This is a genomic window from Nocardia sp. CA-128927 (assembly GCF_050955855.1).
Taxonomy (GTDB): domain Bacteria; phylum Actinomycetota; class Actinomycetes; order Mycobacteriales; family Mycobacteriaceae; genus Nocardia.
This window is the reverse complement of record NZ_CP192087.1, coordinates 3,725,095-3,737,793: the sequence shown is the minus strand read 5'-3', so window position 1 is coordinate 3,737,793 and position 12,699 is coordinate 3,725,095. Positions and strand designations below refer to the sequence as shown.

Sequence of the window (12,699 nt, the reverse complement as noted above, 5' to 3'; positions counted from 1 at the left end):
GAGCCGGTCAGATGGGCAGGATCCGGGTTACCGCGTGCGTCTCGTCGGCGACGGTGAACCAGATGTCGAGCGCCGAGCCTGCGCGGTGTGCGGCCAGGTCGACGTGGTCGCCGGACTTCAGCGGTTTCACGTATTCGATGATCGCGCGGTGCGGGCCCGACTTCAGGTCGTCGTGATCGGCGAGGACCTCTTCGACGCCGCTGAGGTAGACCGAGTTGTTGACGTGGTCCAGCATGTCGATATCGGTGATGCGCAGCGGGAAGGGGCGCAGCCGCACGCCGGGCGCGTCGGCCGTCGGCGCCGGGTCGGTGAGAGCGGCCTTCCAGCGCAGACGGTGTTCGGTGGTGGCGGCCAGCATCGGCTCCATGAAGCGGTCGCTCATCCGGGCCGGCACGCCGGTTTCGGTGCCGAAGTGGATCAGGAAGGCTTCGGTCTCGACCACGCCGCCGCGGTCGCCGGTGATCTGGACGCGCATGTTGCACCAGCGGGTGGACAGGCCGGAACACCAGCGGCGCAGGGTGACCCGTTCACCGAACTGGATCGGCTTGAGCACATCCATCACCGTCCGGCGCACCACCCAGCCACGATGGGAGTCACCGTCCTCGACGGCGTCGAGATGCTCGAACCCGATGTCCTGCAGATAGCGGGCGATGGCGTCGAGCCGAAGGCGTTGGTTGCCGTCGGTATCGGCAAGACGTACCGGCCACCCCGTTTCGAACGGGGTTCCGGCGGTCGGACGTTCCGGCAGCACGCTGGGAATGACCATGTTCGGATAATGCCAGGTCACCCTCCCCACCCGCGCGTCGGCACGGTCAGCGCGTCACGCATCTCACATAACAGTTCGGCCCGCGATAGCCGCATCCGCCCCTAGAGCCCCGGGACGCGGGCGTCTCGGGGCTCTAGGGGCTCTAGGTCAGCGCTTCTTGGAGGTGCGTTCGCGCTTTTCGCGGACGCGGACCGAGATGCGGACCGGGGAGCCGTCGAAGTTGAACTCTTCACGCAGTCGGCGCTCCAGGAAGCGGCGGTAGCCTGCCTCGAGGAAGCCGGTGGTGAACAGGACGAACGTCGGCGGACGGGTGGTCGCCTGGGTGGCGAACAGGATGCGAGGCAGGCGGCCGCCGCGCATCGGGGGTGGGGTGGCCGCGACGACTTCCTTGAGCCAGGTGTTCAGGCGGCCGGTGGAGATGCGCTTGTCCCACGACTCGAGCGCGGTTTCCATGGCGGGCACCAGCTTCTGCACCGAGCGGCCGGTGTGCGCGGAGATGTTGACCCGCTGGGCCCACGGCACGCGAACCAGGTCGCGGTCGACCTCGCGGTCGAGTTGCAGGCGGCGGTCCTCATCGACCAGGTCCCACTTGTTGAAGGCCAGCACGAGCGCGCGACCGGAGTCGGCGACCATGCTGATCACCCGCAGGTCCTGCTCGGTGATCGGGTCGGAGGCGTCGATCAACATGATCGCGACCTCGGAGGCCTCCAGCGCCGCCTTGGTGCGCAGCGACGCGTAGAACTCGGTGCCGTTGGCATGCGAGACCTTGCGGCGCAGGCCTGCGGTGTCGACGAACTTCCAGATCTTGCCGCCCAGGTCGACCAGCGAGTCGACCGGATCGACGGTGGTGCCCGCGACGTCGTGCACGACCGAGCGCTCGTCGTCGGCCAGCTTGTTCAACAGACTGGACTTGCCGACGTTGGGCTTGCCGACCAGCGCCACGCGACGCGGACCGGTGCCGCCGGTGCCTTCGCGCGGGGTTTCCGGCAGCACGGCGAGCACGTCGTCGAGCAGATCGCCGGTGCCGCGACCGTGCGCGGCGCTGACCATCCGCGGCTCGCCGAGACCGAGCGACCACAGCGCGGCGGCCTCGGATTCGACCTTCTGATCGTCGACCTTGTTGGCGACCAGGATGACCGGAATCTCGGAGCGGCGCAGCATCTTCACCGCGGCCTCGTCGGTGGCGGTGGCGCCCACGACGGCGTCGACCACGAGCAGGATCGCGTCGGCGGTCTTCATGGCGACCTCGGCTTGGCGGGCCACCGACTGCTGCAGGCCCTTGGCGTCGGGCTCCCAGCCACCGGTGTCCTGCACCAGGAAGCGACGCCCGGACCAGTTGGCCTCGTAGGAGATTCGGTCGCGGGTGACGCCGGGGATGTCCTCGACGACAGCTTCGCGGCGGCCGAGGATACGGTTCACCAGGGTCGACTTGCCGACATTCGGGCGGCCCACGACCGCCACCGTCGGCATCGCCAGTACTTCTTCACCGGCGAACTCGCCGTCGAGATCGGTGAGCTCCCAATCGGTTTCGTCACTCCAGATGCCGTCGCCGGCCATTACGTCTTCAGTCACTGCGGACCTCCCGTCCTGGTCGCCGAAATCTGCTGCGCGACAACGCGGTACAGCTCGTCGATGACCTCATCCATGTTCAGGTCGCTGGTGTCGACCAGCACTGCGTCGTCGGCCGGACGCAGTGGGGACACCTTGCGGGTGGAATCGAGGTTGTCGCGTCGCTGCACATCGGCGAGCACGGCCTCGTAGTCGTCGCCGCGGCCTTCGGCGATGTTCTGCTGGTTGCGCCGGTGCGCGCGGGCCTCGGCCGAGGCGGTCAGGTAGATCTTGGCGTCCGCGTCGGTCAGCACGACGGTGCCGATGTCGCGGCCCTCGACCACGATTCGCTGTGCGGCCGTGGCGATTTCGCGTTGCAGCGCGACGAGCAGATCACGGACCTCGGACACCGCCGAGACCGCGGAGACGGCCTTGGTGACCGCGTCGCCGCGGATCTCCGACGACACGTCCTCACCGTCGAGCTGGATCACCTCACGGCTCGGGTCGGTGCCGATGGACAGCGGCAGCTCCTTGACGGCCGCACCGATCGCGGCGGCGTCGGTCAGCTCGATGCCCGCGCGCAGCACGCGCAGCGTCGCGACCCGGTACATCGCGCCGGTGTCCAGGTAGCGGGCGCCGAGCCGGGTGGCGAGGCGACGCGAGACGCTGGATTTGCCGGTGCCGGACGGGCCGTCCATGGCGACGACGAGCGGACTGGTCCCCGACATCTGCCGGGGCGCCTCGACCGGAATCTCCACACCCATCACAACGACACCGCCTCGTAGAGTTTGCCGATTTCACCGCGACCGAGCACACGCAGCGTGCCCGGCCGTTGGTCGCCGAGCGCGACCGGACCGATATTGGTGCGCACCAGCCGGGACACCGGATGGCCGACCGCGTCGAGCAGCCTGCGCACGATGTGCTTGCGCCCTTCGTGCAACACCAGTTTCACGAGGGAACGTCCCTCGTTGATTTCGAGCACCTGGAAGCTGTCGACCTTCGCCGGGCCGTCCTCCAGCTCGATGCCGTCCCTGAGCTTCTTGCCGATCCCCTTGTGCACCTCGCCGTTCACCGTCGCGAGGTAGGTCTTGGAGACCTCGTAGGACGGGTGCATCAGGCGGTGTGCGAGGTCGCCGTCGTTGGTGAGCAGCAGCAGGCCCTCGGTGTCGGCGTCGAGGCGGCCGACGTGGAACAGCCGCTGACCGGCCGCGATGCGCTCGGCGACGATGTCACCGACGCAGGGGCGGCCGAGATCGTCGGACATGGTGGACTGCCAGCCCTTCGGCTTGTTCAGCACGATGTGCACCAGCTCGGAGCGCACCATCACGCGGGTGCCGTCGACCCGGACCACGGCGACTTCGGGGTCGATGCGCAGGCCCTGTTCGACCACGATGGCACCGTCGACCTCGACGCGGCCCTGGGCGATCATCTCCTCGGCGGCGCGACGCGAGGCGACACCGGCCTTGGCGAGGACCTTCTGCAAGCGTTCGCCCTCGCCCCAGGGCATTTTGGCGTGGCCCTCGGCGGCCGCGGGCTCGACGTACTGGCGCTTGGCGGGCTTGGCGTTGTTGAGAACTGGTGCGGAGTGCGTTTGCTTCTGCGGCTTGGGGTTCTTCTTCTTGCCGGTCGGCGCGGACTGGGTGGCGCGGCGCTGTGGGATACCGCCCTGCGTGGAGCCGCCTTGTGCAGCACCCCGGTAAGAGTTGCCGGACTGAGCATTGTCGTTCTGCCCGGAGTTGCCTTCGGTGCGGCCACGGTAGGCGTTGCCACCGGAGCCTGCCTCGCTGCGATCGCGATAGGTGTTGCCGCCCTGCGTGGAGCTGCTGTCGGTGCGGCCACGGTAGGCGTTGCCGCCGGAGCCTGCCTCGCTGCGGGCGCGGTAGGAGCTGCCGCCCTGCGACGAACCGCTGTCCGAGCGGTCGCGGTAGGAGTTGCCACCTTGTGCGTTGCCGTCTCGGGTGCCGCGATATCCGTTGCTGCCCTGCGAAGAGCCACCCTCGGAACGGCCGCGGTACGCGTTGCCACCTTCAGCGCGGTCACGGTAGCCACCCTGCGAAGAACCTTCGGAACGGCCGCGATATGCGTCGCCGCCCTTAGAACGGTCACCGTAGGAGCTGCCACCGTGCGAAGAGTTGCCGCGATAACCGCCGCCCTGAGAGTTGTTGTCCCGCGTACCTCGGTAGCCGCCCTGCGCGGAGCCGCCTTCGCTACGGCCGCGGTATGCGTTGCCGCTGTCGGAGCGGTCGCGGTAGGAACTGCCGCCCTCGGAGCGGTCACGGTAAGAGCTGCCACCGTGCGAAGAGTTGCCGCGATAACCGCCGCCCTGCGAGTTGTTGTCCCGCGTACCTCGGTAGCCGCCCTGCGCGGAGCCGCCTTCACTGCGGCCGCGATATGCGTTGCCGCTGTCGGAACGGTCGCGATGGGAGCTGCTGCCCTGCGCGGAGCCACGATCGGAACGGCCGCGCGAGCTGTTGCCTTCGGCGCGGTCCCGGTAGCCGCTGCCGCTCTGGGCTGCGCCGCCGCGATATGCGTTGCCGCCCTGCGCGTTTCCGCGCGAGCCACTCGTCGGCGCGGCGCCGCGGTAGCCGCCTTCGCCGCGCGATGCGCCGCGTTCGGTCCCCCTTCGAGCAGCGCCTGCGCCTCTTACGGGGCGTTGCTGCTCGTCATTGCGTTTCCTGCGATCCGGTGTGCCATCTCGGCGAGCGGAAGTATTCATTTTGTCCTGTCAATCCTCGCTGCCAAGGTCCAAGTCGGCCTCGGCGGGTTTCTTCAGCCTGGTGTAACGGGGGTCCGTATCCAGGCTCTCGTTGATCTCATCGATCAGGTCGACGCCCGGGAGCAGGGGCGCCAGTGGCGGCAAGTCGGTCAGCGACGCGAGTCCGATCCGCTCCAGGAACAGTTCGGTCGTGCAATACATCGTCCCGTTGGTTTCCGGGTCGACGCCTGCCTCGGCGAGCAGGCCCCTGGCCAGCAGCGTGCGCATCACCCCATCGACGTTCACGCCGCGCACCGCGCTGACCCTGGTCCGGGTCACCGGCTGACGGTATGCCACCACCGCCAGAGTTTCCAAAGCCGCCCGCGTCAGTTTGGTGCGGGCGCCATCGAGCAGCACCCTTTCAACATATGGCGCATACTCGCTGCGAGTATAGAAGCGCCAGCCGTCCCCGACGAAACGCAGATCTATCCCACTCCCCCGTGCGGACAGTTCCGCACGCATCTCACGCAACACCTCGTCCACCCGCTCGGTGGTGTCGTCCAGTGCCGCCGCCAGCTGCTCTACCGGGGCCGGAGCGTCGACAACGAGCAGCATCGCCTCCAACGCCGAGCGGAATTCGGCGTCATCGAGATGCTCGGGGGTGAACTCCGCCACTGTGTCCTTGGCGACGGTGTTGTCGGCGACTGGTGTCGCGTCGTGGGTGACCGGGTTCGAATCGTCAGCGTCCAGAGTCGCGTCATGGGAGTCCGGAATCGCGTCCTCGGTGTTCGACGTCGCGCCGTCAGCATCATCCGATGCCGGGTCGTCCGCGACCGGAGTTTCGGTGTCGGCGACGGACGTACCGGTGGACTCCGTCGCGGTTACAGCCGTCTCTTGCGAGGGTGCCGCGGCCTCGGCAGCCGGAGTCACCTCATCGGCGGCATCGCCCGGAGTCAGCTTGTCGTCCACGACCGGAGCCTCGGTGTCAGCGTCTCCGGCGGACTCCTTCGCAGTTGTAGCGGTCTCGCGCGAGGAGTCACCCGAGGCTGCCGCGTCGGCGTCGATGTTCCCGCTGACGCTCTCTGTCGCGTCGGCGTCCAGGTCCGTCGAGTCCGAAACCTCGGCGTCCACGGTGTCACTCACGACTCCACCTCGCTGACGCTCGGTTCCGTCGTTCGCGAAGGCGCGCTGTGTCCTCGGTTCGCTCGCTGGCGCTCGCTCACCCGTAGTCCTCCTCGAAAGTGATTTCCGGCTCCGCGTCCGGGACGTCGTCGCCGATCCAGCTGACCGAGAGTTGGCCGAGTGGGTCGGGCTGGTCGAACTCGATCGTTTTGCCTCGGTAGAGCTCGAGCAGGGCCAGGAAGCGGGCGACGATCTCGATCGGGACGTTGCAGTCGTCGACGAGTTCGCTGAAGGTGGTCCAGCCGCCTTTGCCGCGCAGTTTGAGCCGTTCGAGCACGAGCGCGGCCTGCTCGGCGACCGAGATGGCGTGCGCGTGCAGGTGGTCGAGGCCGACCCTGGGCACTGGGCGCGGGCGGAAGGCGGCGGCTGCGATCGCGGCGAACTCGTGCGCGTCTACTCCCAGCGTAACCTCGGGCAGCAGGTCGGCGAAGCAGTCCTCCAGGCCGACCGCGCGCGGATATCGCCGCAGCGCAACGGCCTCCAGCTCACCGAACAGCTCGGCCACCTGTTTGAACGCCCGGTATTGCAGCAGCCGCGCGAACAGCAGGTCGCGCGCCTCGAGCAGTTCGAGGTCCTCGGCGTCGGTCATCTCCCCCGACGGCAGCAACCGCGCCGCCTTGAGGTCGAGCAATGTGGCCGCGACAACCAGGAATTCGGTGGTCTGGTCCAGGATCTTGTCGGCCCGCAGTTTCATCGTGGAGTCGTCGGACAGCGCCGCGGTCAACGCCTTGGTGTAGGCGATGAACTCGTCGGTGACCTGGTGCAACGCCACCTCGGTGACATCCAGCTTCCGCGAGCTGATCAACGTCAGCAGCAGATCGAACGGCCCTTGAAAGTTGCTCAGCCGCAGATGGAATCCGGACTTCTTCTCCTCGGGTGCGGCGCCGTCGGCAGAGGTAGCACCGCCGTCCGCCGCAGAATCTGCGGGCACGGCCGCGTTGTCAACGGGTGCACTGCCCACGCGCTCGACAACATCGTCCGCAGCAATCGGCTCCGAATCGGAGTCGGCGGTGGATGGCTCGTCGGGCATGTCGACATCATCGAGCACAGCGGTGTCGGGTGATGCGGCCAGGTCTGGTGGCACATCCGGTTCGTCCGGATCGTCGGCGCGCGCCGAGGCTCGCTCCAAGAGGTCGCCCGACGGGTGGTCGTCGCTGTGCGCGACCCCTTGGCCGGTCGAGTGGGTGGTAGCGGGTCGCTCGGGGTCGGTGCCGCCGATCACCGGCCGGACCGGTGGATGACTTCCCGCGCCATCGCCCGATATGCCTCGGCTCCACCGGATTTCGGTGCCCACGTGGTGATCGGTTCGCCGGCCACGCTGGCGTCCGGGAAACGGACGGTGCGCGAGATCGCCGCGTCGTAGACCAGGTCGCCGAACACCTCGACGACTCGTGCCATCACCTGACGCGAGTGCAGTAGTCGGGCGTCGAACATGGTGACCACTATCCCGTACAGGCTCAGCCTCGGGTTCAGCCGGTCGCGCACCTTCTCCACCGTGTCGTTGAGCAAGGCGAGCCCGCGCAACGAGAAGTACTCGCATTCCATCGGAATGATCACGCCATCCGAACAAGCCAACGCATTGACGGTGAGTAAACCGAGCGAGGGCTGGCAGTCGATGATGATGTAGTCGTACTTGTCGCGAATGGGATGCAGGGCCCGGCCGAGGGAATGCTCGCGGCCGACTTCGTTGACCAGCTGGATTTCGGCCGCCGACAGATCGATATTGCTGGGCAGCAGATCCATGTTCTCGACCCGGGTCGGCATCAGCACATCGTCGATCGAACCCTTGGAGCCGACGAGCAGGTCGTGCACGGTCAGGTCGAGATCATGGTGGGCCACACCCAATCCCGCCGACAGCGCACCCTGCGGGTCCAGGTCGACCAGCAGCACCTTGCGCCCGTATTCGGCCAGCGAGGCGCCGAGGTTGATGGTGGAGGTCGTCTTGCCGACGCCGCCCTTCTGGTTGCACATGGCGACGATGAGGGCGTCGCCGTGCCGTTCCAGCGGTGGCGGGTCCGGCACGAGGCGCAGTGGACGCCCGGTCGGTCCGAGTGCCGCGTCCTCCGGGACTGGTTCGGCCCCGGTGCCCCACAGGGTTTCGGCCGCGGCCTCCGAGTACGGACCGGTGCGCTGACCCGTGCGCGGCTCCGCCCCAGCACCCATCGGCGGCTCTGCCGCTCCGGCTGATGTCACGTCCGCTGCTCCTTATACGTTCCTGCCCGTTGCCTCGCCGAGCGTAGCGAGGCCGATCAGGCCCGACCCTCGCTTTCGTACGGTCCGACTCTCGATAGACGCTACCGCGTACGAGCGGTCAAGTGCCGCGACGCGCGCGGCGTGTTCGCGGCACCACGCCGGGCCGCGAACAGCACGACGCTACCGCGTATCGCTCAGCGCCACTCCGGGTCACCGTCGAAATGCACGTCGAAGCGGTCGTGCAACTCGTCCATGCTGTCCCATTCCGCCTCCCCGCGGGCAATCCGGCCGAGCTGCCGGAAGTACTCGAAGCGGACGATACCCGGTGTCAGCACAGCGAGAAACTCCGCCGGTCCGTCCGCCGCGGCGCCGAAAGCGTGCACGGTGCCGGGCGGGACGACGACCAGTCCGCCCTTACGCACCGAGCTCAATTCGCCGTCGACGAGGAATTCCATGGTGCCGTCGAGGACGTAGAAGATCTCCGTCGATTGCGTGTGGTGATGTGGCCGAGTGCCATTCGCGCCCGCGGCGAGCACGAGGCGGTTCGCGCCGAACAGACCCTCGGAATTCCGACTGTCCTCCAGCAGCAGGAAGGATCCACCACCCGGCAGCGCTACGGCTTCGACATCGGATTCCTGGACGATGAAAGACTTTGGCATTCAACTCACCTCGCGTCGCTCACCGGGCGCACAGCGCGGACCCCGGCACGAGTGACCAACCGGACCACAGTCCAGTTTCTTCCGGGTGGGTAGTTAGCTGTCCTGAACCCGCTACTCGCACAACTGATTCGTACTGCTCGTCCGCTACAGAACGCTGCTAGACGCGGTCCGCGAAGTAGTGTTCAGCGGGCACGGGGGTGGGCGGTGGCCCAGACTTCGCGCAGCGTGTTGACGGTGACCAGGGTGTAGATCTGGGTGGTCGTCACCGACGCGTGGCCCAGAAGTTCTTGGACCACGCGGACATCCGCACCCCCATCGAGCAGGTGGGTGGCGAAGGAGTGACGCAGGGTGTGCGGGGAAACCGTGGCACCGATGCCCGCGCGTTCGGCGGCGGTTTGCAGGACCTGCCAGGCACTCTGTCGCGACAGCCGTCCACCACGTGCGTTGAGAAAAAGCGCCCCCGCGTTGCCTTTTCCGCTGGCAGCAAGCTTGGGTCTCCCCCGCACCAGGTACGCGTCGACCGAGGCCAGCGCGGGCCTCCCGATCGGCACCATGCGCTGCTTGCCGCCCTTGCCGTGCAGCATGACGGCGCGTTCGTCGGTGTCGATGTCGTCGACGTCGAGCCCGACCATCTCGGAAATCCGTGCGCCCGTGGAGTAGAGCAGTTCCAGCAGCGCACGATCGCGCAGACCGCGCGGCCCGCCGTCAGTGCCCGGCGCGGCATCGGAGTCGCTCACCGAACCACCGCCCGCAGCCTCAAGGAGCTTCAGCACTTGGTCGTAGGGCAGCGCCTTGGGCAGCCTGCGACCCGGTGCGGGCGGTTTCACCGCGTGCGCGACATCGGTGGTGGTCAACCCCTCCGCCGCGGCGAACCGGTGCAGCCCGCGCACCGCGATCAGCGCGCGGGCGACCGAACTCGCGGCCAGCGGCGGGAATTCGGTGCCGCCCGCGCGCAGCGCCATGGTGAACTCGGCGACATCGGCCTCGGCGACCTGATCGAGCGCGGCGATACCGCGCCCGGTCAGGAAGTCGAGATACCGGCCGAGGTCACGCCGGTAGGCGCCGAGGGTGTTGCGCGCGGCGCCGCGCTCGACCGCGAGATGGTCGAGGTAGGCGTCCAATTCCCGCGCGAGCACCGGCGGGCCCCGTCAGTCCGCGGACTTCGCGGCGGCCTTGCGGCGCAGGAACGCGGTGGGCTGCCCGGGCCACGGCGCGTCGGCGGGCCGTAGCTCGGTATTGCCCGCGCGGGCCGCGGCCAGCGCGAGGACACCGGCCACGGCGGTCGCGTTGACGATCTCCCCGGCCAGTGCAGCGCGCACGGCCTGATCGACCGGCATCCGCACGACTTTCAGGTCGGCTTCCTCGAATTCCGGCTCGGGCCGGTCGGTTTCGTACAGCCCGCGGGCGTAGTACACCCGCAGCGCCTCGTCGGTGAACCCCGGCGAGAGCGCCACGTCGACCAGCACGTGCCATTCCCGGGCGGCCAGCCCGGTCTCCTCGGCGAGCTCGCGCTGCGCGGCGACGAGCGGGTCCTCGCCGGGCAGGTCGAGCAGACCGGCGGGCAGCTCGAGCAGCCGCCTGCCGATCGGATGCCGGTACTGGTTGATCAGCACCACGTTGTCGTCGTCATCGATCGCCGCGACGGCGACCGCGCCGTGATGCTCGATCACTTCACGTTCGGCGACCTGCCCGCCAGGCATCCGCACCTGGTCGAGCCGCAGCGCCAGGATGGCGCCGCTGTAGATGGTCTTGCTGGATACGGTCTCGAAATCGTGGCTGCCTGGTTCGGCGCTGCCACCGTCCGCGGTCATCGTCTCAGGCCTGGTCCGCCGCGCTCGCGAATTCCTCGTCCGGGATGTCCACCGGAAGACGCTCGGCGAGCTTGTATTTCAGTGCCGCCGCGACGAGCGCCGCAAACAGCGGGTGCGGGCGGGTCGGGCGGCTCTTCAGCTCCGGGTGCGCCTGGGTGGCGACGAAGAACGGGTGCACGTCGGCGGGCAGCTCGACGAACTCCACCAGGTGCCCGTCCGGCGAGGTGCCGCTGAACCGCAGCCCGCTCTTGGCGATCCGGTCGCGGTAGGCGTTGTTCACCTCGTAGCGGTGCCGGTGCCGTTCGGAAACCTGCTCGCTGCCGTACGCCTGCGCGACGACGGAACCCTTCGCCAAGGTGGCCGGGTAGGCGCCGAGCCGCATGGTGCCACCGAGATCGGCCTCACCCGCGACGGCCTGTTCCTGATCGGCCATCGTGGAGATGACGGGATGCGGTGTGTCCGGCTCGAATTCGGCCGAGTTGGCCTCGACCAGACCGACCGAACGCGCCGCCTCGATGACCACGCACTGCAAACCGAGGCACAGCCCGAGCAGCGGAATGCCGCGAGCACGGGCGTAGCGGATGGCGCCGACCTTGCCCTCGATGCCGCGGATACCGAAGCCACCGGGGATCAGCACCGCGTCCACGTCACGCAGCGCGGACTGTGCACCGGCCGGGGTCTCGCATTCGTCCGAGGGCACCCAGCGGATGAGTACCTTGGCCCGCGAAGCGAATCCGCCCGCGCGCAACGCCTCGGTGACCGACAGGTAGGCGTCGGGCAGGTCGACGTACTTGCCGACCAACGCGACCTCGACCGTCTCGCGCGGCGAGTGCACCCGATCGAGCAGGTCGCCCCACACGGTCCAATCCACATCGCGGAACGGCAGCCCGAGCTTGCGCACCACGTAGGCGTCGAGGCCTTCGCGATGCAGCACGCGCGGGATGTCGTAGATCGACGGCGCGTCCGGGGTGGAGATGCAGGCGTCGACGTCGACGTCACACATCAGCGCGATCTTGCTCTTCAGCGCCTGCGGCACGTCACGATCGCAGCGCAGGATCAGCGCGTCCGGCTGAATGCCGATGTTGCGCAGCGCCGCCACCGAATGCTGGGTCGGCTTGGTCTTGAGCTCGCCGGAGGGAGCGAGGTAGGGCACTAACGAGACGTGCAGGAAGAAGACGTTGTCCCGGCCGACATCGTGACGGATCTGACGAGCCGCCTCGAGGAACGGCTGCGACTCGATGTCGCCGACGGTGCCGCCGATCTCGGTGATGACCACGTCGGGGGTCTGATCGTCGGCATCCGGCGCGCTCATGGCGAGCACCCGGCTCTTGATCTCGTCGGTGATGTGCGGGATCACCTGCACCGTGTCACCGAGGTACTCGCCGCGACGTTCCTTGGCGATGACTGTCGAATAGATTTGCCCGGTCGTGACATTCGCGTCCCGGGTCAGGTCCCTGTCGAGGAACCGCTCGTAGTGACCGACATCCAGATCGGTTTCGGCCCCGTCCTCCGTCACGAAAACCTCTCCATGCTGGAAGGGGTTCATGGTGCCGGGATCGACGTTCAAGTAAGGGTCGAGTTTCTGCATCGTGACGCGCAGTCCACGCGCCGTCAACAGCTGACCGAGGCTGGAGGCGGTAAGACCTTTACCCAATGAGGAGGCGACTCCACCGCTGACGAAGATGTGCTTCGTGGCCGTTCGCGCCTGATTCCGTGTATGACCCACGGGTCTTCACGGTAACACGGATCAGTCGTCCAGTTCTAACGCCACGCACGTTTGCTGTTAGTTGGCCGCGCGGGCGCGGCGTGTTCGCGGCCCCCTTAGTCTCGCGTCCGAGCGGCCGA

The 12,699-nt window shown here is 68.0% G+C and carries 11 protein-coding genes; all 11 read right to left on the bottom strand.

Going from position 1 to position 12,699, the window contains the following annotated elements:
• Positions 1 to 7: 7 nt before the first annotated feature.
• The 11 genes from ACQPW1_RS17650 to ACQPW1_RS17600 all read right to left on the bottom strand — a co-directional run bounded on the left by ACQPW1_RS17650 (position 8) and on the right by ACQPW1_RS17600 (position 12,580).
• Positions 8 to 766 carry an acyl-[acyl-carrier-protein] thioesterase gene (locus ACQPW1_RS17650; protein WP_433663763.1) on the bottom strand — a complete coding sequence of 253 codons (759 nt, stop codon included), beginning with the start codon at positions 764 to 766 and terminating at the stop codon, positions 8 to 10.
• A gap of 147 nt (positions 767 to 913) precedes the next feature.
• Positions 914 to 2,323 carry a ribosome biogenesis GTPase Der gene (gene der / locus ACQPW1_RS17645; protein ID WP_433665275.1) on the bottom strand — a complete coding sequence of 470 codons (1,410 nt, stop codon included), beginning with the start codon at positions 2,321 to 2,323 and terminating at the stop codon, positions 914 to 916.
• 11 nt (positions 2,324 to 2,334) lie between these two features.
• Positions 2,335 to 3,078 carry a (d)CMP kinase gene (gene cmk / locus ACQPW1_RS17640; RefSeq protein WP_357389924.1) on the bottom strand — a complete coding sequence of 248 codons (744 nt, stop codon included), beginning with the start codon at positions 3,076 to 3,078 and terminating at the stop codon, positions 2,335 to 2,337.
• Positions 3,078 to 5,030: a pseudouridine synthase gene (locus ACQPW1_RS17635; protein ID WP_433663762.1), complete on the bottom strand. Its 1,953-nt coding sequence runs from the start codon at positions 5,028 to 5,030 to the stop codon at positions 3,078 to 3,080. Before ACQPW1_RS17635 ends, cmk begins: the two co-directional genes overlap by 1 nt.
• A 9-nt stretch (positions 5,031 to 5,039) precedes the next feature.
• A complete protein-coding gene (gene scpB / locus ACQPW1_RS17630; RefSeq protein WP_433665274.1) occupies positions 5,040 to 5,684 on the bottom strand; it encodes an SMC-Scp complex subunit ScpB in 645 nt (214 codons plus the stop codon).
• 544 nt (positions 5,685 to 6,228) lie between these two features.
• Positions 6,229 to 7,221 carry a segregation and condensation protein A gene (locus tag ACQPW1_RS17625; RefSeq protein ID WP_433665273.1) on the bottom strand — a complete coding sequence of 331 codons (993 nt, stop codon included), beginning with the start codon at positions 7,219 to 7,221 and terminating at the stop codon, positions 6,229 to 6,231.
• Between the two features lie 188 nt (positions 7,222 to 7,409).
• Positions 7,410 to 8,354 carry a ParA family protein gene (locus ACQPW1_RS17620; protein WP_379292109.1) on the bottom strand — a complete coding sequence of 315 codons (945 nt, stop codon included), beginning with the start codon at positions 8,352 to 8,354 and terminating at the stop codon, positions 7,410 to 7,412.
• A gap of 224 nt (positions 8,355 to 8,578) precedes the next feature.
• The gene (locus tag ACQPW1_RS17615) at positions 8,579 to 9,043 is read right to left on the bottom strand and encodes a cupin domain-containing protein (RefSeq protein ID WP_433663761.1); all 465 of its coding nucleotides are present in this window, start codon (positions 9,041 to 9,043) and stop codon (positions 8,579 to 8,581) included.
• Between the two features lie 182 nt (positions 9,044 to 9,225).
• The gene (gene xerD, locus ACQPW1_RS17610; protein WP_433663760.1) at positions 9,226 to 10,179 is read right to left on the bottom strand and encodes a site-specific tyrosine recombinase XerD; all 954 of its coding nucleotides are present in this window, start codon (positions 10,177 to 10,179) and stop codon (positions 9,226 to 9,228) included.
• 12 nt (positions 10,180 to 10,191) lie between these two features.
• Positions 10,192 to 10,854: an NUDIX domain-containing protein gene (locus ACQPW1_RS17605; protein ID WP_433663759.1), complete on the bottom strand. Its 663-nt coding sequence runs from the start codon at positions 10,852 to 10,854 to the stop codon at positions 10,192 to 10,194.
• 4 nt (positions 10,855 to 10,858) lie between these two features.
• Positions 10,859 to 12,580, bottom strand: a complete 1,722-nt coding sequence (locus ACQPW1_RS17600; protein ID WP_433663758.1) for a CTP synthase — start codon at positions 12,578 to 12,580, stop codon at positions 10,859 to 10,861.
• Positions 12,581 to 12,699 lie beyond the last annotated feature (119 nt).

What these genes read in the sequence shown, in the direction of transcription:
- ACQPW1_RS17650 (WP_433663763.1), bottom strand. Translation starts at nt 766, where the DNA reads ATGGTCATTCCCAGCGTGCTGCCGGAACGTCCGACCGCCGGAACCCCG.
- der (WP_433665275.1), bottom strand. Translation starts at nt 2,323, where the DNA reads ATGGCCGGCGACGGCATCTGGAGTGACGAAACCGATTGGGAGCTCACC.
- cmk (WP_357389924.1), bottom strand. Translation starts at nt 3,078, where the DNA reads ATGGGTGTGGAGATTCCGGTCGAGGCGCCCCGGCAGATGTCGGGGACC.
- ACQPW1_RS17635 (WP_433663762.1), bottom strand. Translation starts at nt 5,030, where the DNA reads ATGAATACTTCCGCTCGCCGAGATGGCACACCGGATCGCAGGAAACGC.
- ACQPW1_RS17625 (WP_433665273.1), bottom strand. Translation starts at nt 7,221, where the DNA reads ATGCCCGACGAGCCATCCACCGCCGACTCCGATTCGGAGCCGATTGCT.
- ACQPW1_RS17620 (WP_379292109.1), bottom strand. Translation starts at nt 8,354, where the DNA reads ATGGGTGCTGGGGCGGAGCCGCGCACGGGTCAGCGCACCGGTCCGTAC.
- ACQPW1_RS17615 (WP_433663761.1), bottom strand. Translation starts at nt 9,043, where the DNA reads ATGCCAAAGTCTTTCATCGTCCAGGAATCCGATGTCGAAGCCGTAGCG.
- ACQPW1_RS17605 (WP_433663759.1), bottom strand. Translation starts at nt 10,854, where the DNA reads ATGACCGCGGACGGTGGCAGCGCCGAACCAGGCAGCCACGATTTCGAG.